General features: G+C 29.2%; 28 protein-coding genes and 3 tRNA genes. 14 read left to right on the forward strand and 17 right to left on the reverse strand.

The window, feature by feature from the left end; translation table 11 throughout:
* The first annotated feature begins 7 nt into the window (after positions 1 to 7).
* Complete coding sequence (locus tag IEW75_RS03575; RefSeq protein WP_134247454.1) at positions 8 to 661, forward strand: uracil-DNA glycosylase family protein; 654 nt, start codon at positions 8 to 10, stop codon at positions 659 to 661.
* A gap of 21 nt (positions 662 to 682) precedes the next feature.
* On the opposite strand, the gene IEW75_RS03580 is transcribed toward IEW75_RS03575, so the two are convergent.
* Positions 683 to 916 (reverse strand): CDGSH iron-sulfur domain-containing protein, encoded by a 234-nt coding sequence (locus IEW75_RS03580; protein WP_134247453.1) that lies wholly within the window; start codon positions 914 to 916, stop codon positions 683 to 685.
* A gap of 194 nt (positions 917 to 1,110) precedes the next feature.
* Between IEW75_RS03580 and IEW75_RS03585 the strand changes: the two genes are divergently transcribed.
* Entirely contained in the window at positions 1,111 to 1,935 is an 825-nt protein-coding gene (locus IEW75_RS03585; RefSeq protein ID WP_134247452.1) for an FKBP-type peptidyl-prolyl cis-trans isomerase, read from the forward strand.
* Between the two features lie 57 nt (positions 1,936 to 1,992).
* On the opposite strand, the gene trpA is transcribed toward IEW75_RS03585, so the two are convergent.
* From trpA to IEW75_RS03620, 7 genes are all read right to left on the reverse strand, one after another.
* Positions 1,993 to 2,754 carry a tryptophan synthase subunit alpha gene (gene trpA / locus IEW75_RS03590; RefSeq protein WP_134247451.1) on the reverse strand — a complete coding sequence of 254 codons (762 nt, stop codon included), beginning with the start codon at positions 2,752 to 2,754 and terminating at the stop codon, positions 1,993 to 1,995.
* 3 nt (positions 2,755 to 2,757) lie between these two features.
* Positions 2,758 to 3,939 carry a tryptophan synthase subunit beta gene (gene trpB, locus IEW75_RS03595; RefSeq protein ID WP_134247450.1) on the reverse strand — a complete coding sequence of 394 codons (1,182 nt, stop codon included), beginning with the start codon at positions 3,937 to 3,939 and terminating at the stop codon, positions 2,758 to 2,760.
* A complete protein-coding gene (locus IEW75_RS03600) occupies positions 3,939 to 4,553 on the reverse strand; it encodes a phosphoribosylanthranilate isomerase (protein WP_134247449.1) in 615 nt (204 codons plus the stop codon). Before IEW75_RS03600 ends, trpB begins: the two co-directional genes overlap by 1 nt.
* A gap of 130 nt (positions 4,554 to 4,683) precedes the next feature.
* Entirely contained in the window at positions 4,684 to 5,469 is a 786-nt protein-coding gene (gene trpC / locus IEW75_RS03605; RefSeq protein WP_134247448.1) for an indole-3-glycerol phosphate synthase TrpC, read from the reverse strand.
* A gap of 205 nt (positions 5,470 to 5,674) precedes the next feature.
* On the reverse strand, positions 5,675 to 6,661 hold the full coding sequence (trpD, locus tag IEW75_RS03610) for an anthranilate phosphoribosyltransferase (protein ID WP_134247447.1): 987 nt from the start codon (positions 6,659 to 6,661) through the stop codon (positions 5,675 to 5,677).
* Between the two features lie 73 nt (positions 6,662 to 6,734).
* Positions 6,735 to 7,310: an anthranilate synthase component II gene (locus IEW75_RS03615; RefSeq protein WP_134247446.1), complete on the reverse strand. Its 576-nt coding sequence runs from the start codon at positions 7,308 to 7,310 to the stop codon at positions 6,735 to 6,737.
* Between the two features lie 3 nt (positions 7,311 to 7,313).
* On the reverse strand, positions 7,314 to 8,705 hold the full coding sequence (locus IEW75_RS03620) for an anthranilate synthase component I family protein (RefSeq protein WP_134247445.1): 1,392 nt from the start codon (positions 8,703 to 8,705) through the stop codon (positions 7,314 to 7,316).
* 222 nt (positions 8,706 to 8,927) lie between these two features.
* On the opposite strand from IEW75_RS03620, the gene IEW75_RS03625 reads away from it, so the two are divergent.
* Positions 8,928 to 9,758 carry a GIN domain-containing protein gene (locus IEW75_RS03625; RefSeq protein ID WP_134247444.1) on the forward strand — a complete coding sequence of 277 codons (831 nt, stop codon included), beginning with the start codon at positions 8,928 to 8,930 and terminating at the stop codon, positions 9,756 to 9,758.
* 18 nt (positions 9,759 to 9,776) lie between these two features.
* Here the strand turns inward: IEW75_RS03625 and IEW75_RS03630 are convergent, their stop codons facing one another.
* The gene (locus IEW75_RS03630) at positions 9,777 to 11,360 is read right to left on the reverse strand and encodes an aspartate:alanine exchanger family transporter (protein WP_134247443.1); all 1,584 of its coding nucleotides are present in this window, start codon (positions 11,358 to 11,360) and stop codon (positions 9,777 to 9,779) included.
* A 167-nt stretch (positions 11,361 to 11,527) separates the two neighbouring features.
* Positions 11,528 to 12,475 (reverse strand): thioredoxin-disulfide reductase, encoded by a 948-nt coding sequence (gene trxB / locus IEW75_RS03635; protein ID WP_134247442.1) that lies wholly within the window; start codon positions 12,473 to 12,475, stop codon positions 11,528 to 11,530.
* A gap of 166 nt (positions 12,476 to 12,641) precedes the next feature.
* Between trxB and IEW75_RS03640 the strand changes: the two genes are divergently transcribed.
* The 3 genes from IEW75_RS03640 to IEW75_RS03650 all read left to right on the forward strand — a co-directional run bounded on the left by IEW75_RS03640 (position 12,642) and on the right by IEW75_RS03650 (position 13,552).
* On the forward strand, positions 12,642 to 12,980 hold the full coding sequence (locus IEW75_RS03640) for a thioredoxin family protein (protein ID WP_134247441.1): 339 nt from the start codon (positions 12,642 to 12,644) through the stop codon (positions 12,978 to 12,980).
* A 142-nt stretch (positions 12,981 to 13,122) separates the two neighbouring features.
* A tRNA-Pro gene (locus IEW75_RS03645) sits at positions 13,123 to 13,197 on the forward strand.
* Between the two features lie 281 nt (positions 13,198 to 13,478).
* Positions 13,479 to 13,552, forward strand: a tRNA-Thr gene (locus IEW75_RS03650).
* Positions 13,553 to 13,926: 374 nt separating this feature from the next.
* Here the strand turns inward: IEW75_RS03650 and IEW75_RS15745 are convergent.
* The 3 genes from IEW75_RS15745 to IEW75_RS03660 all read right to left on the reverse strand — a co-directional run bounded on the left by IEW75_RS15745 (position 13,927) and on the right by IEW75_RS03660 (position 15,187).
* A complete protein-coding gene (locus IEW75_RS15745) occupies positions 13,927 to 14,121 on the reverse strand; it encodes a hypothetical protein (RefSeq protein ID WP_204744162.1) in 195 nt (64 codons plus the stop codon).
* A 5-nt stretch (positions 14,122 to 14,126) separates the two neighbouring features.
* Complete coding sequence (locus IEW75_RS15890; RefSeq protein ID WP_262711430.1) at positions 14,127 to 14,258, reverse strand: hypothetical protein; 132 nt, start codon at positions 14,256 to 14,258, stop codon at positions 14,127 to 14,129.
* Positions 14,259 to 14,389: 131 nt separating this feature from the next.
* Positions 14,390 to 15,187, reverse strand: coding sequence for an endonuclease/exonuclease/phosphatase family protein (locus IEW75_RS03660; RefSeq protein ID WP_134247440.1), 798 nt, complete (start codon positions 15,185 to 15,187; stop codon positions 14,390 to 14,392).
* Positions 15,188 to 15,785: 598 nt separating this feature from the next.
* Between IEW75_RS03660 and IEW75_RS03665 the strand changes: the two genes are divergently transcribed.
* From IEW75_RS03665 to IEW75_RS03700, 8 genes are all read left to right on the forward strand, one after another.
* Positions 15,786 to 17,129, forward strand: coding sequence for a tyrosine-type recombinase/integrase (locus IEW75_RS03665; protein WP_134247439.1), 1,344 nt, complete (start codon positions 15,786 to 15,788; stop codon positions 17,127 to 17,129).
* Between the two features lie 14 nt (positions 17,130 to 17,143).
* Positions 17,144 to 17,467, forward strand: a complete 324-nt coding sequence (locus IEW75_RS03670) for a hypothetical protein (RefSeq protein WP_134247438.1) — start codon at positions 17,144 to 17,146, stop codon at positions 17,465 to 17,467.
* Between the two features lie 51 nt (positions 17,468 to 17,518).
* Positions 17,519 to 18,064: an RteC domain-containing protein gene (locus IEW75_RS03675; RefSeq protein WP_134247437.1), complete on the forward strand. Its 546-nt coding sequence runs from the start codon at positions 17,519 to 17,521 to the stop codon at positions 18,062 to 18,064.
* A 78-nt stretch (positions 18,065 to 18,142) separates the two neighbouring features.
* On the forward strand, positions 18,143 to 18,421 hold the full coding sequence (locus IEW75_RS03680; protein WP_134247436.1) for a helix-turn-helix domain-containing protein: 279 nt from the start codon (positions 18,143 to 18,145) through the stop codon (positions 18,419 to 18,421).
* 4 nt (positions 18,422 to 18,425) lie between these two features.
* Positions 18,426 to 18,815 (forward strand): hypothetical protein, encoded by a 390-nt coding sequence (locus IEW75_RS03685; RefSeq protein WP_134247435.1) that lies wholly within the window; start codon positions 18,426 to 18,428, stop codon positions 18,813 to 18,815.
* Between the two features lie 95 nt (positions 18,816 to 18,910).
* Positions 18,911 to 20,119, forward strand: coding sequence for a hypothetical protein (locus IEW75_RS03690; protein ID WP_134247434.1), 1,209 nt, complete (start codon positions 18,911 to 18,913; stop codon positions 20,117 to 20,119).
* 525 nt (positions 20,120 to 20,644) lie between these two features.
* Entirely contained in the window at positions 20,645 to 21,205 is a 561-nt protein-coding gene (locus tag IEW75_RS03695) for a hypothetical protein (RefSeq protein WP_134247433.1), read from the forward strand.
* 21 nt (positions 21,206 to 21,226) lie between these two features.
* Positions 21,227 to 21,535 (forward strand): hypothetical protein, encoded by a 309-nt coding sequence (locus tag IEW75_RS03700; RefSeq protein WP_134247432.1) that lies wholly within the window; start codon positions 21,227 to 21,229, stop codon positions 21,533 to 21,535.
* Between the two features lie 99 nt (positions 21,536 to 21,634).
* Here IEW75_RS03700 and IEW75_RS03705 read toward each other — a convergent pair.
* From IEW75_RS03705 to metF, 4 genes are all read right to left on the reverse strand, one after another.
* Positions 21,635 to 21,708, reverse strand: a tRNA-Asp gene (locus IEW75_RS03705).
* 64 nt (positions 21,709 to 21,772) lie between these two features.
* Positions 21,773 to 22,696: a DUF58 domain-containing protein gene (locus tag IEW75_RS03710; protein ID WP_134247431.1), complete on the reverse strand. Its 924-nt coding sequence runs from the start codon at positions 22,694 to 22,696 to the stop codon at positions 21,773 to 21,775.
* Positions 22,697 to 22,788: 92 nt separating this feature from the next.
* On the reverse strand, positions 22,789 to 23,106 hold the full coding sequence (gene trxA / locus IEW75_RS03715) for a thioredoxin (protein WP_134247430.1): 318 nt from the start codon (positions 23,104 to 23,106) through the stop codon (positions 22,789 to 22,791).
* 171 nt (positions 23,107 to 23,277) lie between these two features.
* A complete protein-coding gene (metF, locus tag IEW75_RS03720; protein ID WP_134247429.1) occupies positions 23,278 to 24,234 on the reverse strand; it encodes a methylenetetrahydrofolate reductase [NAD(P)H] in 957 nt (318 codons plus the stop codon).
* Positions 24,235 to 24,338: the final 104 nt, after the last annotated feature.

Genomic DNA, 24,338 nt, shown 5'->3' on the forward strand with positions numbered 1-24,338 from the left:
AGCATTTATGTTCATTCACAAACACCCATACAAACCTTTTATTCCAGAAAATGCCACAAAATTAATTGTTGGCACCTTACCTCCTCCTCGATTTTCTATAGGAGTTTTAAAAAAAGGAGATGTAAATTTTTGTTATGGAAGTATTGACGGACAACTATGGAAAATTTTAGATAAAATTTATAATTTAAACTTAAAGTTTGAAACTTCTGAATTTGCAATTCAACAACGCAAAGAATTTTTAATAACTAATAATATTGGTATTTGTGATATTGTCGTATCTTGTATACGCAAAAAAATTGACGCTTCAGATCTTGCTATGGAAAACATTCAATTAAGAGATCTGTTATATTATTTAAACAAATTTCCGAAAATAGATACACTTCTTTTAACAGGTGGAAATAGTAAAAACGGTCCAGAATATCATTTAAGAAAACTGCTAAAAAGTATAAATATTAAATTAATTCCAGTTAACTTAGATACACCAAGAATTCATCAATTCAATATTAAAAAAAGAACTCTAAAAAGTATTTCACTTACTGCGCCTTCTGGAGCTGCAAATCGTGCAGTTGGAAGCAATCTTAAATATAAATCTCAAAAAAAGAAAAACCCCAACTTCAACACATTTGATTTTAGGGTTTTACAGTATAAAAAGTTTTTTTGATTCAAAAAATAATCTTTTCCTTTATTTATGAGAGCCATCACAAAAAGGCCCATTTTTAGTTGCTTTACAAACACATAAATACTTAGTTTCTGTTTTTTCTGCTGTAAAAACTTGAGGAGCCATCCCTTTTCCCTTATGCTGTCCATTACAAAAAGGTTGACTTGAAGAAAGCCCACAAGTACACCAAGCATATTTTTTCCCAGCTTCTAATTTAATAGCCAAAGGATTATCTCCAGCTCTTTTTGGTAATTCCATCGTCTCTTTTTTAAAATTAGTTCTTAAAGATAGCATTCTAAAATTATTTCCTACGCTATACTATTACTAAATTTTAGAAACCACTATTAATTAACAAATTTTTACAGAATTTAATAATCTAGAACCTCGCAAAATACATAACAATTTTCTTTAATTAGTGGTATATTTGCGCACTAAATAAAAAAATAATATTTATGAAGTATTTTATTTCACTACTACTATTAGTCTCATTTATTTCTTGCAATGGAGATGATTCTATGGAAAATCTTAATCAAACTGAATCTGATATTACTCAGTATATAGAAATCAATAATTTAAATGCACAACAAACAAATTCAGGTGTATATTATGTTATTGAGGAACAAGGAACTGGAAAAAAAGCAATGAGAGATGCTTATGTTACTTTAACTTATAAAGGCTATCTTTTAGACGGAACCGTATTTGATTTAAGTGAAAAGGAAGAAGGTGTAATGCTAGATCTTTTAGCTGTTATTCCAGGTTTTTCAGAAGGAATTACCTATTTTAATGAAGGCGGAAAAGGAAAAATTTTAATTCCACCAAGTTTAGCCTATGGTAATTCGGGTATTTCTAATTTAATTCCTGGAGGGGCTGTTGTAATTTTTGACATAGAAGTAAAATCTGTATTAAATGCTCAAAACGAAGATGATATTTTGGAATACCTTCTAAGTAATAATTTGGAAGCCGAACGTACAGATTCAGGTGTTTATTATATTGTGGAAACATTGGGTGAAGGAACTGAAATAACTGAAAATTCATCTGTTACTGTTAAATACACAGCAACTTTAACCAATGGAATAGAATTTGACAAAAGTAGTGATACTGGTAGTAATTTTTATCTTCAAAATGTAATACCCGGTTTTGCTGAAGGAATTTCTCTTTTTAAAAATGGCGGAAAAGGAAAACTAATAATACCTCCGCATTTAGCATATGGTAGTAATGGAGTTACAAATGTGGTTCCTAGAAATGCAATTGTAATTTTTGATTTTGAAATTCTCTAATTAGCAATTATAAATAAAAAAAAGAGGTTGAGAATTTAAATTCTCAACCTCTTTTTTTTATCGTATTGTAGCAATAAAATCTGGAATTGAAGCGACTCCATTTTTTGTAAGATAATTTACAAAAGCAGAACCAATAATGGCTCCTTTTGCATTTGAAGTTGCCTGCCTAAAAGTTGCTTTATTAGAAATACCAAAACCAATTACTTGCGGTGCTTTCAGATTCATTGTCGCTATTCTATTAAAATAGATTTCCTGTGTGTTTCCGAAACTATTTTTAGCACCAGTTACACCTGCAGAACTTACCATATAAATAAATCCGTTTGAAATACTATCAATAAAACGAATGCGTTCATCGGATGTTTGTGGAGTAATTAAAAACACATTAATTATTCCATATTTTTCAAATATAGCTTTATAGTTTTCACTGTAATCTTGCACAGGTAAATCTGGAATTATTAAACCATCTACACCAATTTCAGCACATTTTTTACAAAATTCTTCAACACCATATTGCATCATTGGATTAAAATAACCCATAATAATTAAAGGAATTGAAACTGTTTTTCTTATATCTTTTAATTGGTTGAACAATATTTCTGTAGTCATTCCATTTTCTAAAGCAGCTGTAGAGCTAGCTTGAATAGTAGGTCCATCAGCTAACGGATCACTAAAAGGTAATCCAATTTCAATAAAATCAACACCACTTTTTTCCAAACTTTCAATAATTGAAACAGTATCATTTAATTTAGGATATCCTGCAGTAAAATATATAGATAATAACTTTTTATCTTCTTGCAACTTTATATTTATTCTATTCATCTTCTACAACTTAAAATATTTAATATATGTATCTAAATCTTTATCACCACGACCAGATAAATTCAATATAACAATGTCATCTTTTTTAAACTTTTTAGTTTTAAAAACTGCTAATGCATGTGAACTTTCTATGGCAGGAATAATCCCTTCTAGTTCACATAACTCCAAACCAGCTTCCATTGCTTCTTTATCAGAAACTGAAATAAACTCAGCGCGCTTACTCTCACATAAATGTGCGTGCAAAGGACCAACTCCAGGATAATCTAATCCTGCAGAAATAGAATACGGCTCAGTAATTTGACCATCTTTTGTTTGCATTAACAGCGTTTTACTTCCGTGAATTATTCCTTCATTTCCTAAAACGCTTGTTGCTGCACTTTCTCCTGAGTCTATACCTAAACCTGCAGCCTCAACTGCAATTAATTTTACATTTTCTTCGTCTAAATAATGGTAAAAAGCACCCGCAGCATTACTTCCTCCACCAACACAGGCTATTACATAATCTGGGTTTTCATTTCCTTCTTTTTCTTTTAATTGCAACTTCATTTCCTCTGAAATAACAGATTGAAAACGCGCAACCATATCTGGATATGGATGTGGCCCAACAACAGAACCAATAATATAGTGTGTATCTAACGGATTATTAATCCAATCTCTAATCGCTTCATTTGTAGCATCTTTCAATGTTTTACTACCTGATAATGCAGGAACAACAGTTGCTCCAAGCATTTTCATTCTAGCAACATTTGGAGCCTGACGAGCAATATCGATCTCGCCCATATAAACAATACATTCCAATCCCATTAAAGCACAAACTGTAGCAGTTGCAACTCCGTGTTGCCCTGCTCCTGTTTCTGCAATAATTCTATTTTTACCTAGCTTTTTAGCCATTAAAATTTGTCCGATAGTATTATTTACTTTGTGAGCTCCAGTATGACATAAATCCTCTCGCTTTAAGTAAATTTTTGTATTGTATTTTTCTGATAACCTCTTTGCAAAATACAAAGGTGTTGGTCTTCCAACATATTCTTTTAATAAATCATGAAATTCTTTTTTAAAAGAATCCTCTTTCATTATTTTTAAATAATTCTGACGTAATTCTTCTACATTTGGATACAACATTTCTGGAATATAAGCTCCACCAAATTGTCCGTAATATCCATTTTCATCTACAAAATAACTCATTATAAATTTTGTTTAAATTTTTTAATTTTTGTTATATTTTTTAAAGCTGGTTCAATTTCAAAACCACTGTTAATATCAATTCCTACAAATGCTTTATGTGAAATTTTATTAATTTCTTTAGCATCATTTTGTGATATTCCTCCACTTAATAAAAATGGAGTAGTTCCTTTGTAATTTTCTAAAACCTGCCAGTTAAACTTAACGCCATTTCCTCCATATTCTTTTCCTTTTGTGTCAAAAATAAAATAATCACAAACGTTTTGATAGGCGTCAGTTTTAGAGAAGTCAAAATTATCATCAACAGAAAATGCTTTAAAAACTTCTACATTTCTAATTAACAGAACTCTCAATTCTTCAATATACTTTGGAGTTTCATTTCCGTGTAATTGAATAGCTTCTAAATTGTTTTCTTCAGCTATTTCAATTAGTTTATCTATAGATTCATTTACAAAAACTCCCACCTTCTTTATTTCAGAAGGAATTTCTACTTCAGGAAAATTTGCAACAAAACGCTTCGATTTATCATAAAATATAAACCCCATATAATCTGGTTTTAAATTTATGAGTTCCGAAATATTTTCAGCATCTCGCATTCCACAAACTTTAATTTTCATCTATACTAATGTTTTATTCTATTTGTCATACCTGCTTAGGCTGGTACCTGTTCAACGTTAGCTTTAATTCCTACCTTCGTAGGAACAACGCGTCCTTTCGCTTTTGCTTTTTACACCTTTCAACTTTTTTTTACCCAATTTGATCAATAAACTCTTTACATGCCTGACCTGGATTTTCTGTTTTCATAAAGTTTTCTCCAATTAAAAATCCTTGAAAACCGTATTCTTTCAATCCTGTTATAACTCTTGGATCATTCAACCCACTTTCAGAAACCTTAATACAAGAATCAGGAATATGACTTGCCAACTCAATAGAGTGCTCCAAATCCACTTTAAATGTTTTTAAATTTCTATTATTTATTCCAATAATTTTATTGTCTAATTCTATTTTGTCCAGCTCTTCTTTATTATGAACTTCATACAACACATCCATCCCTAAATCTTCTGCAAGTTTACCGTAGTTTTTCAATTCTGCTTTTGTTAAACAAGCCGCAATTAACAAAACAACATCTGCTCCTATTGCTTTAGCTTCAACAATTTGAAAACCATCAACAATAAAATCTTTTCTTAAAATTGGAGTTGTATTTTGTATAGAACGTGCTTTTATAATATCTAAAATAGTACCTCCAAAAAATGTCGTATCTGTTAAAACTGATTGTGCAGCTACATTTGCATCTAAATATCCGTTCGTAACTTCTTCAATAGTTACTTTGTCGTTAATAATTCCTTTAGAAGGAGATTGACGTTTAAATTCAGCAATAATCCCTGTTGAACCAATAGTTAACAAACTCTTTTTTAAAGACAATGGTGTTCTTTTAAAATTTGGACTTTTAACCAAGTTTTCAACTTGAACTTCTTTTCTCAGTTGAGCAACTTCTTGCTTTTTATGTGCTATTATTTTATCTAAAATATTCATTTTCTATGTTTCTGTCATTCCTGCGTAGGCAGGAATCTTATTCATATTTACTTTAATTTCCTTGGATTCCAGTCTTCACAGGAATGACACTTTTTTACTTTTTATTAGTTTAAATCTAATTCCTTTACCTCAATCTATATAATAGTAGGATGTGTTGCTCAATCACATTTCGATTACGCTTAATGACCGAGTTCAGCATGACAATTTAACTAATTAATTTACTCAAACTTCCTTTTGCTTTTAATCCTAATAATGAATCTTTTGCTTCTTCAAAAGCTGTTTCAAAAGACTTGTTAGTATCAAATGTTTTTAAAGCATATGCTGCGTTTGCTAAAACAGCATTATTTTGAGCTTCTGTTCCTTTTCCATCTAAAATTGAAACAAATATTTTCGCAGCTTCTTCTACAGTATCTCCTCCAAATATCTCCGACTGCTCTAAACGTTTTAAACCCAAATCTTGTGGCGAAACCAATTGCTCGTATCCTTTTGTAAATAATTTAAAATTACTTGTTAATGAAATTTCATCGTATCCATCTAAACTAAATACAATTCCATAATTTTTTGATGTTTCTTGTAATAAATAATTGTAAATACGTGCAACTTCTAAGTTAAATACACCAACTAATTGATTTTGCGGATTACTTGGATTTACCAATGGCCCCAACATATTAAAAAATGTTTTAACACCTAATTCTCTCCTAATTGGACCAACAGCTTTCATTGCCGGGTGAAATAATGGTGCATGTAAAAAACAAATATTTGCTTTGTCAATTTGCTTCTTTAACGCATCCTCATTATTAGTAAAATTGTAACCTAAATATTCTAACATATTTGAAGATCCACTTACCGAAGAAACTCCATAATTTCCATGTTTTGCAACTTTGTTACCAGTTCCTGCAACAATAAAAGAGGTTAATGTTGAAATATTAAAGGTGTTTTTACCATCACCACCAGTTCCACATAAATCTATCGTATTAAATTCTGATAAATCAATTTTTACAGCTAATTCTAATAAGGCTTCTCTAAAACCAGCCAATTCTTTTACTGAAATTGGACGCATTAAATATACTGTTAAAAAAGATGCCATTTGTGATGCATTGTACTTTTCATTTGCCATTTGAATAAGTACTTCTTTGGCTTCAGCTTTAGTTAATTGTTGCTGTTCAAATAATTTGTTTAGTATTTTTTTCATATCTCTCTTTTAAATAAAGATTGGTTCAATTGCGTTTCGACTCCGTTCAACAACCATATTCGCAATAATATTCTTAGTTATTCGCTTCAATAAAGTTTCTGATTAACTGCTCTCCAATTGGTGTTAAAATAGATTCTGGATGAAACTGCACTGCACTAATTTTATGTATTTTATGTTCTAAACTCATAATATCACCAAATTCATCTACAGAAGTAATTGTTAATTCTTCAGGAAAATCAGATTTTGATGCATTCCAAGAATGGTATCTTCCAGCTTCAAATTCCGTTGGAACATTTTTATATATCTCAGCATCAAAATCTATAACTTTCATGGTAGTTGCTACACCATGAAAAACAGTATCTAAATTTTTTAAACTTCCTCCAAAAACTTCAGTAATTGCTTGCAAACCTAGACATACTCCAAAAATTGGCTTTTTACCTGCAAACGTTCTTATTACATCTTTTAAAATTCCAGCTTCATCTGGAATTCCAGGACCTGGGGATAGAATGATTAAATCGTACAAATTTATATCTTCAATAGCTATTTCATCATTTCTAAAAACAGCTGGATGATTTCCTGTAATATCTTCAACCATATGAACTAGGTTGTAAGTAAATGAATCGTAATTATCTATTATTAGTATCTTCATTTTTTAAATTTTTTCTGCTATTATCAACGCCTTTTTCAAAGCTGCTAATTTGTTATTTACTTCTTGTAATTCTCCTTCTTCTGAAGATTTCATAACAATTCCGGCTCCAGCTTGATAAAATAATGTATTGTTTTTACTCACAAATGAACGGATTGCAATTGCTAAATTTACAGTATTATCTAAACCAATAAAACCAACTGCTCCACCGTAAAAACCTCTGGTCTGATTTTCATATTTATCAATTAATTCCATTGCTTTATATTTTGGAGCTCCACTTAAAGTTCCTGCTGGGAACGTATCTCCCACAATTTCAATAGCTTTTCCTTTTGGTTTCCCTTGAACAGTTGAGACTAAATGAATTACGTGACTAAAGTATTGTACTTCTTTAAAAACATCTACAAAAACATTACTTGCGTGTTTACTTAAATCGTTACGTGCTAAATCTACCAACATTACGTGTTCGGCAGTTTCTTTTTTATCGTTAGACAGTTTCTCCCCCAATAAAACATCTTGTGCCATATCTCCAGTTCTTCTAAAAGTACCAGCAATTGGATTGATAACTGCACTTTCTGCATCAATTTTAATTTGTGCTTCTGGAGAAGACCCCATTAATTTAAAACTTCCATAATCGAAATAAAACAAATATGGCGATGGATTTATAGAACGCAATGCCCTGTAAACATTAAACTCGTCTCCCGAAAAAGACTGTTGAAACTGGCGTGATAACACCAATTGAAAAACATCTCCACGTTTACAATGTTGCTTAGCTTTGGTTACATTATTTTTAAAATACTCATCGGTACAATTTGAAGATTCTTCACCCTGAATACTAAAATTATACAAGCCAAAAGTACGTGCATTTATCAATGTTTCTATCTCGTGCATTCTAGAAGTTTCATCTTCTTCAACGTTTTCAATTAACGTTAATTCATCATTAAAATGATTGATCGCAATAATAAAACGGAAAAAACTAAATTGTAAATCTGGGATTTCTGAAGCAGCTTTTTCAGATTTTAATTTTATAGTTTCAAAATATTGAATTGAATTGTAAGAAATATAACCATAAAACCCATTGAAAGATTTTATACTTTCATCACAATCTACCTCAACAGTACTTTTATAAGTTTCAAAAATTGAATAAAAATTACGATTAATTTTTGTTGTATCTAATTGATTATTTTTATAACTATACGTAAAGTTATTTTTATCTGCTTTTAACGTAATTATTGGTTCGGCACAAATAAATGTATAACTATCTTCTTTACTGTGATAATCTGAGCTTTCTAATAATAAACTATTGGCGTATTTATCTCTAATTTTTGAGTATAAACCAACCGGCGTAACCGTATCTGCCAACTGTTTTTTTAAAATTGTTTTAAATTTTAATTTCTTCATATTTTTAAAATAAAAAAGGACTTATCACGAGATAAGTCCTTTTTGTTATATATTGTTAATTAAATATAAGGGATACGTCTCGCTTAATTATTAAGAGAGTTCCACCACCAATTGTTATTTAATATATTTTGCTTCATTTATGGCACAAATTTAGCATACATTTTTAAATGAGCAAACTATTCTATTAAAAATTAATTTATTAAATTTAACAAAAACTTATTTATGAAAATTTCACATAAAATCGCTATATTATTTACATTATTAATAATTACCACAATTAATTCACAAGAAAAATTAAAAGGAAATAAGGAAGTTACAACTGAAAATAGAATTATTTCAGACTTTAATAAATTAGAAGTTATAGATAATATTGATGTTTATTTAAGTTATAATGATGTACAATCTGTAAATGTAGAAACGGATTCTAACCTGCAAGAAGCCGTTATTACTGAAGTTAATAATGGAACGCTTGTAATTAAAATAAGTGATAAAATTGTTAGAAAAAAAACGTTGGCAGTTTATGTTAAAGTGAATAAAAAAATACAAGTAATAAACAGTTATAATAGTGCAAAAATCATATCAAAAAATTCTTTAGCAATTGATTCTTTAACCATAAATTCTTTTGACAATTCTGATATAAACTTAAAATTAAACTCTAATAATGTAAAAATAAACAGCAAAAAATCGAGCAATTTAAAACTTGAAGTTTTAAGTAATTCTATAACTATTAACGCCGAAGAAAATTCAAATATCAAAGGGACTTTTGATACCAAAGAAGCAGTCTTTACATTGTTAGATAAGGCTTCAATAGATTTAGAAGGCTCTACAACCTTTTTTGAAATTGAAACATTAGGAAACACTTCCTTTAAAGGAAAAGATTTTAAGTCTGAAAAAGCTTTAGTAAACGCTACAAATTCATCTAATACTTATATAAACGCATTGAAAACAATAGATATACGTGCAAAAAATTCTGCTAAAGTATACTTATATTCTAATCCACAAATTACAATGACTGAATTTTTTGATAAAGCTGCTCTTTACAAAAGAGAATAACCTAAGACTTTTTTAAAATTATAACAAACTCAATATTTGAACAACAATTATTAGTAAAACCATTGCAATAGGATATACGGTTGCATAAGCTACAGAAGGTGCATCTGTATCAACTAAATTATCAATGGCTGCCAATCCTGGTGTACTTGTCATACTTCCGGTTAACGTACCTAACAAGGTAAGCATGTTTAATTTAAAAAATGTTCTAGCTACAAAAGTTGTAATTAGCATTGGAATCAAAGTTATTAATATTCCATAGATAAACAACTCCAACCCAAATTCTTGAAAAGTATTTACCAAGCTAGAACCTGCACTTGTACCAACTGCTGCTAAAAAGAAAAGCAATCCAAACTGACGTAACAATTGGTTTGCAGCACCTGTCATAGTCCACATTATAGGTCCTGTTTTACCAGTTCTCCCCAAAACAAGAGCTACCAATAAAATCCCACCAGTTAATCCTAAACTAAATGAAAAAGAATCAAAATTAATACTTAATTTTCCAACTAAAATTCCCAAAATTATTCCAGCGGCAATTGGTAAAAAATCGGTGTTTGAAAGTTTACTTGTATCGTCTCCAAAAATACGACTCACATGTTTCATGTTTGTTTTATGGCATACTACAACTAATTTATCTCCAAACTGTAATTTGGTTGAAGGACTAGGAGATATATTAATCCCAGACCTTCTAATACGTGTAATTGTGGCATGGTAAGTATCTAAAATATTTAATTGCCCTAATGTTTTTTTAACAACATCTTTATTTGTTACCAAAATAGATCGGATGTCAAAATTAGTATCTAAAGGAATTTCTTGTTGTGTTTCGGAACCTATTAACAATTTAACACGCTCTAAAGCATCATTTGTACCAACTGCTTTAATAATATCTCCTTTATGAAAAACAATTTGAGGCTCAGGAACAATTACTATATTCTTATGCATTATTCTTGAAATAACAGCTTTAGTCATGAACCGAATATTTAATTCGCCATATGTTTTTCCAATAACATTTTCGTTTTCAACAATAAAGTGTTTTTTAACTATTTCTGGAAACCCTGCTGATAATTCTTTTTTATATCTTTTCTCTTCATCTTTTAAATTTACTTTTAAAATACGTGGTAAAAAACTTACAAAAAGTATAACTCCAATTACACCAAAAGGATAACCAATACCATAACCAATAGAAGCCAATGGCGATTCCGTTGCATCAATTGCAGCTGCCAATCCTGGAGTACTAGTTAAAGCTCCATTTAATAAACCAATAACTAAATTCTTATTGATACCAAAAAAATAAAAGATTACAAAAGCCATTAAACCCGAACTTGTAATAAGTATTGTTGACAATACTGCCAGTTCACGTCCATTCATTTTAAAAGATTCGAAAAAACTTGGCCCAGCTTGTATTCCAATAGTAAAAATAAAAAGTACCAATCCTATATAATGGAAGTCTTTAGGAACCTCTACTCCATAATGCCCAAAAACTAATGCTACAAAAATAACAGCGGATACATCAAGTGAAATACCTTTAATTTTGATTCGACCAATTATAAAACCAATTACAATAATCAAAAATAATACAAAATAACTGTTATAAAATAATTCCATAAGATTCAATTTTATAGCACAAAATTAACTACTTATTATAAGTAATACTTTTAATAAACAATTTAATTTACGAAATCGATTGCTATTTAACAATATTGTCTATAACTAAGAAAGGTTGTCTTAAACTTAAAAGTTAAAACAACCTCTTTTAAACTTTATACAGAATTTTAGTCTAAAGAACCTAAATAACGTTCCGAATCTAATGCTGCCATACAGCCTGTTCCTGCAGCTGTAACAGCCTGTCTATATTCTTTATCTTGTACATCACCAGCTGCAAAAACACCTGGTAAATTTGTTTTTGTAGACTTCCCTTTGGTAATTAAATAACCTGTTTCATCCATATCTAAAATACCTTTAAATATATCTGTATTAGGCTTATGCCCTATGGCTATAAAAACTCCTGTTACATCAATTATTTCCTTTTCTCCAGTAATATTGTTTACTGCTCTAACTCCTTCAACTACATTATCACCTAAAACCTCATCAATTTCAGTATTGAATTTCACTTCAATATTTTTAGTTTTGTCAACTCTATGTTGCATAGCTTTCGATGCTCTCATATAGTCTTTTCTAACTAAAATTGTGACTTTTTTACAAATATTAGCTAAATATGTTGCTTCTTCTGCAGCCGTATCACCAGCTCCAACAACAACAACATCTTGTCCTTTGTAAAAGAATCCATCACAAGTTGCGCAAGCCGAAACACCACCGCCAATTAAACGTTGTTCACTTTCAATACCTAAATATTTAGCAGTTGCCCCGGTAGATATTATAACTGAATTTGCTTCAATTTCAATGGATTCATCAACAATTACTTTGTGAATTCCTCCAACTTCCTTACTAAATTCAACTTTAGTAACCATTCCAAAACGTACTTCTGTTCCAAAACGCTCTGCTTGATTTTTAAAATCCTCCATCATTGCTGTTCCATCAGTTCCATTTGGATATCCCGGAAAATTATCAACTTCAGTAGTGGTAGTTAACTGGCCACCCATTTGCATTCCAGTGTACATTACTGGTTTTAAATCTGCGCGAGCAGCATAAATTGCAGCAGTATAGCCTGCTGGACCAGATCCTATTATTAAGCATTTTATTTTTTCAATTGTATCAGACATTGTAATGTTATTTTATTTTAATTAAGCAAATTTATGGCATTATTATTAATAATAAACACCATTGTTTATAATTTTTAATAATGAAAACATAATTATAATTAATAAGTCGATGGAAATCAATTTACCCCCTATATTTGTATAAAAAACATCACACTTATTAAAAAATATGAGAACAAATAACATTTACAATTCAATTGAAGATTTTTATACATTTTTAGAATCTAATAGCGCTGTTCTTGTATATTTTTCAACAACTTCTTGCAGTGTTGGCGAAGCTCTTGAACCAAAAGTTGAAAGTTTATTAGCAGATTCATTTCCTAAAATTAAATTAATTTCAGCTGATTTAAATAACAATGCAAAAATAGCTACACACTTTAATGCATTTGTAGAGCCTACAATTCTCATCTTTTTTGAAGGAAAGGAAACCATTAGAAGAAGCAGGAATATTAGCATTTTTGAGTTGGAAGAAGCAATTAAAAGACCTTATCAACTTATTTTTGAATAAAACCTTGTAGAATATATTATTAGTTTTATATTTGCAGTCCAAAATTATTTGGTGTAAGGCACAGTTAAAAGTGCATTTATAAATTACAATCAAATAATTTGAGTAAAAAAGTAGTTTTTTTATTTCAACTTCTTTTAAAACTCGGGGTGTAGCGTAGCCCGGTTATCGCGCCACGTTTGGGACGTGGAGGCCGCAGGTTCGAATCCTGCCACCCCGACGAACCTAGTAATAGGTCAAATCAAAACACTGTTAATCACATGATTATCAGTGTTTTTTTGTTTTTACACATTCTATTTGATCTCAAATAAAAGCATCTAAACTCATTGGAATTACTGCATTTTAGCGTTTAGTTATTTATTGAAACAGTAATATATCGGCAAAAATTGAATAAAAAAAATTATGAATACTATAAAAATAAGAAAGTGCTATTTTTTTTATTTTATATTAGAAAATACTTGCACATATAAAATAAATTAAATTAATTTGCACCCGTTAAAAGCCGATGTAGCTCAGCTGGCTAGAGCAGCTGATTTGTAATCAGCAGGTCGTGGGTTCGAGTCCCTCCATCGGCTCAAAAAAAATAAGAAAGTCGTCTTAAAAGTAATTTTTAGACGACTTTTTTTGGTTGATTGATGATGTTGAAAATCAATATGTTTATAACCCTTTAAACAGCAAATAACTTTTTCGCCATGTACCTCATTATTTTTTTATATAGTTAACCTATTTTTTAACACCCAACTGGTAATGCCAAAGACTTTGATGTAAAAAAACTACAGTTAGAAATTTTGTAGATTCTATTAGCTTTATTATAATCTACATATTTCCCTTCTTGATATAAAAAATTAGCATCTAAAACAATAAAATGATAATAATGATAATTATTAAAATCATAAAAATAATATGTTTTTGGCTTCCCCAGAAATCTAACATTTCTTGCTTAGAATGTTTATCCATATAGATTTCCTAAAACATGATATTTTCGACCTTCAAAACTTTTCCAAATATTTAAAAACGCTCTATTCTTTCCTTCTGCCATACAGAAATCACCAAGCTGAATTATAAAATCAACTTTTCTTTCATTCGCTTTATTTATAAAAGTTTCTAATCTTTCATCAACACCTGGTATTAATTCTTTATGCACATCTGTTACAATTCCAAATGTAAGTTTTTCATTTTTTTCTCCCCATCAATAGTTTGTGTATAGGATAATAATGTTAGTGGAATTATTGCTACAGCTGCCCCAGTTACAATTTGTTGAATAAACTTTCTTCGTTTCATAATTTTCCTTTATTAATAAATATAATTCATTAGAAAATCATCTTCTAAACAAACATTTGATTTAACATCAATAAACAAATATCCATATAAAATTCATTTTTTTACTCAAGACTTTACATAACTAATCTGAATTATTTTGTGAGTAATTCCAAAGTTACCAAATATGCGCAATGATCTGAAGCTATTATATCTTGAATGACTTCAGTTTTTATCACCCTCCATCTATTTGTAGGATAAAACATTATATAATCTATTTTTTTAGATGGGTTAGAGGATGGATAAGTGTACTTAACATTTTTTTTATCATAAGATGGTTTCCATAACTTTTCTAAAATTTTTATTGTTTTACTATCTGGTATTGCATTCAAATCTCCTGCTAAGATTGTAGGATATTTATTATTAGAAAATACTTCATTTACTTTTTTTACTTGTGCTATTCTATCTGTTTCATCTTGCAAATGATCCAAATGTGTTGCTACAAAAGACATTGTATCTCCTGATTTTAAAACTGTAGCTACTTCCAAAGCAGCTCTTGGTTCATTTCCTTTACTATAAGGTAAGTCTACATTTCTAGTTGATAAAAAGCTGTACTTAGATAATACTCCTTCACCATATTCTCCTCCATCAAAGCTCATAGCTCTAGCAAAAATTGGAGCCATTTTAGTTCTCCATCCCAATTCGGTAACTAAATCATATTGTTTTGCTCTTTTAGTCTTAAAGTCTACTTCCTGTAATGCTACAAAATCGGCATCAGATTTTTTAATAACATTTGCTAAAACATCCAAATTAAAATCTCCTTTGGTAGTTGCTCCATGAAGAATATTAAAGGTTAGTACTTTAACAATTCTTTTTTTACTTTTGTTTGTTTGGCCATAAATAGATCCACAAATGGATATTATCGCTACTAAAATGACTATTTTTAATCTCATATAAATTATACTTAGAATTAATTTTAACTATACAATAAATTTAAAATACGTCTAACACGTTTTCATAAACTCTTGCGTAATAAAGAATACCTAAAATCTGATGGGTGAGTGAGTAACATCAATACAACTATCATCTGATAATCCAATTTCTTTTTTTAAAAGTAACTAAAATAAACCTTCTTAAAGTCAAGGGATTTCATTTTTTTATAAACTTCCTCATTTATTTTATTTAGCTATAATACTTGTGTTTATAAACCCATTCTGTTTTTAAGTTTTTAAAGAAGGTTTCTGCTGCTGCATTATCCAAACAATTCCCCTTTATACTCATAGATTATATCACTAGACCTAAATTTATTGCATAAAAAAAGCATCTCAAATGAGATGCTTTTTTCGGTCTGGACGGGACTTGAAACTATCTATTTTACGCAATTATAAAAACCCCTAAAAACCTACACAATCCCTACAAAATCAATTAAACCCTTATTTTATAATACTTAAGAGGTATTTAATAAAATAGAATGAAATCTAAATAAATGGAAATTTACCGTACAAATACCGTACAATTTTATTACATTTGTATTCTTCAAATGTTCTAAATATGGCTACAATCAATTTTTTATACCGTTCAACTAAGGAAAAAGCACCCTTAACACTTCGATTATTATTTCGACATAATGAAGACGATTTTGTATTTGCTACTAAAACAAAATACGAAATAGAAAAAGACTACTGGGAAAATGACCATTTCAAAAATAGACGAGATGCAACAATCCAAAATAAACAAGTTGAGGTTAATAACGATTTAAAAAAAATTGAAAACTTCATACTTACTAAATTCAATGAAACCAAAATTTCAAGGGTAAATAAAAAATGGCTTGATGAACAAATGGAACTTTTCTACAACCCAAAAAAAGAAAATCAAAAAAGTGAGTCAGTTACCGATGCAATACAAAATATTATTGATAACGCACATTTAAGAGATAATGGAAAAGGTGGCATAGGTTTAAGCCAATGCAGAATTAACGCATACAACAGACTTTTAGAACTTTTCAATAAGTTTCAAGGCAAAAACCAATACAAGGTTAAGGAACTAAATAAAAAAGTATTTGAAGATTTTAAAAAATGGTTATTCAATAAACAAAACTATTCAAGTACATACGCATTTAAAAAATTATCCGACTTAAAAGGAGTTTGTAAAGATGCAAGATCAAACGGAATAGAAACTTCAACAGAATTAACAGATATTAAAACAAAGCAACTTACAGCCTATGACAATGATATGGACGTTATATTTTTAAGCACCGCAGAAATAGAAAAAATTGAAAAAGTAATACTTCTAAAGGGTGCACATATAAACGCTCGTAAATGGCTTATTTTGGCGTGTTATACTGGACAACGTGGAGGTGATTTAATCAAAATAACTGAAAGTAATTTCAAAAAAACTAAGAACAAAGAATGTATTGAATTAACACAACAAAAAACTAATACAAAGGTTGAAATTCCAATACTACCAAAAGTTAGAGAAATATATAATACTGGCTTACCTTACAAAGTTTCTACACAAAAACTAAATAAATATTTTAAAGAGATTGGCAAACTTGCAGAAATAAACACCCCAACAATGGGACGTATTATCGAAGCAAATGAAGACACTAAAATAAAAAAGAAAAGAGGTATAAAAAAAGTACGCCCTAAATATGCTTACATAAGCACTCATATAGGAAGACGGTCATTTGCATCAAATCATTATGGCAAACTACCAACGCCAATAATAATGAAAGTTACAGGACACAGCAAAGAAAGCACCTTTTTAACCTACATTAACCAGTCAGACGATAGTCATATTGACGCATTTTTGGAATATTACAAAAAGGAGGAACTAAAAGAGAAAAAAGAAACTAATTTAAAAGTAGTTAGCAAAAAAGCATCTAATAATAATTAAACATAAAACATACAATGGCACTAAAAGACAGAATGATAAAAATAATTAATGAAAATTGCGGAAAAGAAAAACTTATTAATGTGTTGGATAAATATTCTAAATTAGTTAGTAGAGAACATTCACAAAATTATTCAGTGTTAATTTTGACTATAAGTCTACTAGAAAATTTTAATATGGAATATGAAACCGTTAATCGCAGAAATTCTTATTTAGAATATTTAAACTCCTTAAAATCAACTAATGAAATATTTAAAAATGATGTTTTAGAAATGGTTATTGAATTAATCCAGTATAACCTAAATTACACAAGCAATATTCGGTATTTGCAACCATCTTAATACTTCTAAGAGGGTTTTGTATATTTACATAGGCAACGTAAAAAAGTTCAAATGAAACAGATAGATATTAAAGCACATTATTATGATTTATTAGACGATTATTTAAAAGATTATCCTAATAGCAATGAGAAAGAATTTATTAAAAATGAGATTGACTTTTATGAGGACTTCGTAAAGGAATTTGAAGAAATGCCATTTGAGAAACTTTATGATAATGAATACAGTAAAGAAAAACAATTAATAGAATACAAAAAATACCTGAACTACTTTAAGGACAAGTTAAGAACACTGCATAAAAGCGAAACACTTGTTAATGATGTCAACAAAATTACCGATAATAATATATTACAATGGTACGGGAGTAAATCTGAATTAATTGAATTAACAAAAGCCTTAATTGAAAATGGAAATTTAAAAGGAAAGCAGGAGGATATATTTAATACAATTCAGAAAATCTTTAATATTAAATTAAACAATATAGATCAGGCAATCACGAAATTTAATTCAAGAAATCAAGAAAACGAAACTAAATTTTTAGACTCTTTAAAAAGTTCACTATCTAAATACATTAAGACTAAATTAGAAAAAAACCGTTAGTTAGTTAAAAGTTAGTAATCTTTAAATACACTTAAAGCATTGCAATTTAGCCGAATATAATTTAAAATATTCAGCAAAATGCCAACAGTACAATTCATCCAAGTAACACCAGAGCAACTACAAAATGCTATTATTGAAGGTGTAAAAATTCAATTAGAAGAACTTAAAAAGAATTTTGAACCAAAGACACCAATAGAGTATCTAGGAAGGCAAGAAACTGCAGACCTCTTAAAGGTCGATGTGAGTTCAATTCATAATTGGACTAAAAGAGGAATACTTCAATCTTACGGAATTTCGGGTCGTGTTTATTACAAACGTTCTGAAATTGAAAAAGCAATTGTTAAACTAAAAAAGTAAGACAATGGCGACACAATCTAAACCTACTATCCATTTTTACAAAGAAGTAAATAAGGGTAAATTTAAAAGCGTAAAACATTTTGAACTTGCAGAAGTTACAAAATATGAACCTCCACTTTCCAAACTTTTAAATATAAGTAAAAACCGTAATTGTGCATTGTCTATGCCTGAATTTTGGCTAAAGATTAGACAGGGCAATAAATGGAGCAAATGTATTACTGGACTGTTTAATACAGACTTTAAAAACATTTACAAAGGCGATGTCAATAAACGCACTCACTTAGTAATTTTTAAGTTTAACGATAAGGTTGACACATTAACCGTTTATCACTTCAAAAACTACTTTACAACCGATTTAAGCAAGGTTTTATCATTAATAAACAAAGAGGGCTAAAACAAAAAAGAGAGGTGTTCAATCCTCTCTTTAGTGTTTTGTTCAAATGTTGGGTTTAACGTTGGCAACGCAACCCATATACAAATATAAGGATAATGATTGATAATTTTAACATAGTTACTTTCAATTCACGCCAAATAAATAAGATATGGTGTAATACTTCATTATTGTATAAATGTGATAAAGATTATAGAGTAGAAGATGAGGTTAGAAATATGGAGGTAAGAACATATAAAAATTTAATATTTAAGAGGTTTTATAATAGGTTAGAGGTAAGTGGAAGTATTCATTATTTTTTTAATGATGGATTGCATAATGCTAATGATTTTAATGTAGCAGACAGTATAAGTACTTTTAAAGAATTAATAAAACATTTTAATATTAGGCCGAAACTATTTAAAGTAATGGGCTTAGAATATGGTTGTAATATTTGCCCACAAAAGGAAGTAAATCAAATTTTAAGTTTATTGAGATTCTATGGAAAAAAGAAGATAATTGAAAGTTTAGAATATAAAAATTTTTATATAGCAGGAACTAAATATAAATCTGTTAAAATTTACAATAAAACCCAAGATTGCCCAAAATATGCAAAGCCTAATGTTTTAAGATTTGAAGTAAAAACAAATGAAAGTCAGTTTTTAAGAACGTTAGGCATAAATACAATTAACGATTTATTGAGCAAATCTATTTACAAGCAATTAGCAGTAAGCATTTTAAAGGAATGGAGTAGTATATTAATATTTGATTTTGATGTAATTGAATTAAGTGAAAAGCATATTACTGAATATTGGTTAGATGCAATAATCAATAAAAGTAGAAACACCTTTAGTAATAGAAAAAGAGAATATTTCGAAAGCCTACCTAAAAACTCACTATTCTACAACCTAGAAAAACAGTTAAAAAACAAAACAAACAAATTTATTAATTGTGCATATTTGACAACTGACAATAAGAGTACAATTGTGCATAATAGGACTATAAATAAATCCCATAATGCACAACCTGTAAAACCACCTAAAAAATGCTTAGTTACCGGCATAGAATTAACCCACGAAAAAGAAGGTGCAAAATACATCAGAACTTCAACCTTTAAATATTTGCGTCAATATGATACAAACAAGTTTCAAGAACTATGTAGTTTGTTGTTATCCAACACTAAAGGAGGACATACAAAATATGAACCAAAACTAATACAGCATTTAAACCATCAAATAAGAAATAGAGTTAACAATCCAGTCAAAATAAAACAAATAGGATATAAACAAAAGAAATATTCTAATCAATATTCATTAGCAATTAATTAAATTTTGTAGCACACAAATACAACAATGTTTTTTTATTTTCAAAAGTCAATTACAAAAAATCATATTAAAAAACTTAATCAATTCTATATCAAGTTATTAAACAGTTAGTTGTAATACTAACAAGAAAAAGTTGAAAATTCTATAAACTCCAAAGTAATAATAACCCCCTCCCTAATTATATTTTAATTTTCTTTTTTACCCTAAAGTCTTAATATATAGATAGGGTTACAAGGTTACTAGCATAGAATATTTTTAAAATTATAGCACCATTTATTCAATAATTGAAAACCCTTTTACCCTTCGCCTTCGGCTCATATATACTCCCTAAATCATTGATATATTACACTTTAATGTTAAATAGATAGTTTATGCATATGAGTTGTAAATGTGTTTATTTAGTGTTGTAGTGAATTGAGCAGACATCTTTAAAAAATCTAAATCTTATAGGTTTATGATAAAAATCATTTACACTTTAATCGAAAATATCTAATTTTAGATGAAATTGCTAACCTTAAATAATCTAAAATGATTTTCATTTCTAAGGTAATCTTAATAATTGTGTTTTTTATATTCTCAAATTATGTTTATGAAAAATCAAATTGGAACTTTAAAAAAATAAGTACTTTACAATATATTTATGCTGCAATTGTTGCTATCCCTTTTGGTTTAACTTTAATGTATTTATTTTATAATAATGTATTTGTAACTCTAGAATTTTTAGATACTAGAAATTATTGGGAACAAATAGTATTGATTTTTGGGTTTATTACTCTCTTTTTCAGTTATAGAATTTATTTGCAAGATTTAAAATTTGATAAGGAGAAAAAAGAAAATACTATTGAAGGGCAATCAATTGAAATTCAATTATTAAAAAAGTATCTTGAAACTATTGAAAATGATAAAAAAATAGAGTTAGAAAGAATGTCGGAAAACGAGAGAGCGAGAATACAAGCGTTCAAGAACGTTCAGGAGAGAAAAGAACTAACACAAAAGCCAAAACCAACATTGGAACAAAAGTTGGAAGCGTACAAGAAAATCGCAGAATGGACGAAAGCGCAAAAAGAATTAAAGAAAACAAAAGATTAAACAACTAATAAATTCTACCTTATGAAAACAAACCTTTATTTAAAAACAGTTTTAACAGTTATCGCAGTTTGCTTAACAATTCTAACAATAAAATCTTTAGACCTAATTCCAAAAGCCTACGCTAAAACTCCAAATAATCTTATTAATAAAGAATACGCTTTAGTACCTATTAATAGTGATGGAAGTATAAATGTAAAAATTACAAACACTAGCGAAATAGATGTTAATATTACAAGTATTGACACTTCAGATGAATTAGATGTCAATATTGATGAAATAGGAGGTGGCTATGTCTCTCATGGTGGACCAATAATCGTTAAAATGAATTAACTAATACATCAACCGTACAAAAACCGTACAAAATAAAAAATCAAAAAACCTTAACTCTCTAATAATTAGATTGTTAAGGTTTTAATTTGCTTTATTAAGCGGTCTGGACGGGACTCGAACCCGCGACCCCCTGCGTGACAGGCAGGTATTCTAACCAGCTGAACTACCAGACCGTTGCTCTTAGCGGATGCAAATATAAGAGTGTTTTTGATATCTGCAAAGCTTTTTTAATATTTTTTATAATATTTTTTTTCTGCTAATTAAATAAGATAAAAGTATCGTACTAAAACCTTTATTTATATCTACAGGAACATAATCTATTTTATATTGCATACACTTCATTTTCAAATCGTTAAAATATTGAGACATCGATGCTTTATATTGTTTTTTAACGTTTGAAGCATACATATTAATTTGTTCACCTGTTTCAACATCTACAAACTTTTTTGGCGAATTTTCAAAATCAAAATTAAATTCTAACTTTTCATCATATGTATGAAACAATACCACTTCATGTTTATTATGTTTTAAATGCCTTAAGGCTTCAAACAATTCCTGTTCGTTTTTAGATGTTTGAAACATATCTGTAAATAAAAAAACTAACGATCTTCTGTGTATCTTCTCTGAAATTTCATGTAATACTTTATAGGTATCAGTTGTTGCTATTGATGGTTCTTTAAACAATCCTTCTAACTGTGTTAATAACATTCTTCTATGACGCTCTCCTCCTTTAGCAGGCGCATAATAATCGTTCTTATCACTATATACACTTAAGCCAACAGCATCTCTCTGACGCTTTAAAATCTCAATTAAGGCCGCAGATGCAATAGCTGAAAATGCTACTTTTGTTAAATTATCTATTGTTGGCTGCTTAATTATTGGATAATGCATAGAGGCAGAATTATCGATAATTAAATGACAACGCAAATTTGTTTCTTCTTCGTAGCGCTTTACAAATAGCTTTTTTGTTTTTGCGTATAATTTCCAGTCAATATGTCGTGTACTTTCTCCTTTATTATATAATCTGTGCTCTGCAAACTCCACTGAAAATCCATGAAACGGACTTTTATGCATTCCAGTAATAAATCCTTCAACAACCTGATTTGCTAACAACTCTAAGTTATTTAATTCTGAAAGGTGTTTTACTGATAAGGTTTCCATTTTTAAATTTTAATTCTTGTAAATATAGGGTTAAAAACCAAAAAGCTCGACAAATTTGTCGAGCTTCCTTTTATTTTATGTGAGATTACATTTTATAAATGTGCGTCAATTTTTTGAGCGTATGTTGCTTTAGGAGCAACACCAACTTGCTTTTCAACAACTTCTCCACCTTTAAATACTAAAACTGTAGGAATATTACGAACCCCGTATTTAGCTGCAAATTCTTGGTTTGAATCAACATCAACTTTTGCAATTGTTGCTTTCCCTTCATATTCAGCTGTTAATTGATCCATTATTGGAGCAACCATTCTACAAGGTCCACACCAAGCTGCCCAAAAGTCAACCATTACTGGTTTATCTGATTGTAAAACTACTTCGTTAAAAGTTGCGTCTGTTACTTCTAATGCCATGATATATATTTTTAATTAATAACGATTATAAAACTGATACAAAAGTAATCAAATATTTCCCCAAAACAATTGAACATTTATTACTTTTATTTATGAAACTATTTACAAAAGTGATTTACAGTAAGTAACTCTAAAAAAATAATTCTTTCTCAGCTAATTAATTGGTTTCATTTAAAATACTTCTTTTGCAATTGCTTTTATATTATCTGATTTCCCCATAGAATAAAAATGAACTACTGGCGCACCATTTGCAATCAAATCTTTAGATTGTTGAATAGCCCATTCAATTCCTAATTGTCGAACTTGCTTATTATCTTTACAAGCTTCAATTTCTAAAATTAATTCTTCAGGTAAATCTAATCTGAAAATTTGAGGCAATACTTGCTGATGTCTTTTTATTGCAATTGGTTTAATTCCTGGTATTATTGGAACTGTAATACCAATACTACGAGCTTTTTCAACAAAATTAAAGTATTTCTGATTGTCAAAGAACATTTGCGTAACAACATAATCTGCCCCAGCATCTACTTTTTCTTTTAACCTACGTAAATCTGTTTCCATACTTGGTGCCTCTAAATGCTTTTCTGGATAACCAGCAACTCCAATACAAAAATCCGATTTATGAGGTGTTTCAATAATCTCATGTAAATATTTTCCTTGATTTAATTCATGAATTTGCTTAACCAACTCAGCAGCATAATTATTCCCTCCAACGGTTGGAATAAAATACTGCTCATGTTTCATGGCATCCCCTCTTAATGCCATAATATTATCTAAACCAAGGTAGTGACAATCAACCAACACATATTCAGTTTCTTCTTTGGTAAAACCTCCACACAATACGTGCGGAATTGCATCTACATCATATTTATATTTCAAAGCGGCACAAATTCCAACTGTTCCAGGTCGCATTCTGGTCATTTTTTGCTCTAACAATCCATTTTCTTTTTTAATATACACAAACTCTTCACGTGAGGTTGTTACATCAATAAAAGGCGGTTTAAATTCCATTAACGGATCTACATTATTATATAAATCGTGAATGTTTTGACCTTTTTGAGGTGGTACTATTTCAAACGAAAACAACGTTTTACCGTTTGCTTGTTTAATATGATCTGTAACTTTCATTTTCTTTTATTTGGGCGTTCCCTTTTAGGTCGCGCTATCCGTTATATCTTTTTTTGCGTTGCACTTCAAAAAAGGATGTCACTCCTATCGCTAACGCAAATTCT

It is taken from the genome of Lutibacter litoralis, from assembly GCF_014646675.1.
Taxonomy (GTDB): domain Bacteria; phylum Bacteroidota; class Bacteroidia; order Flavobacteriales; family Flavobacteriaceae; genus Lutibacter; species Lutibacter litoralis.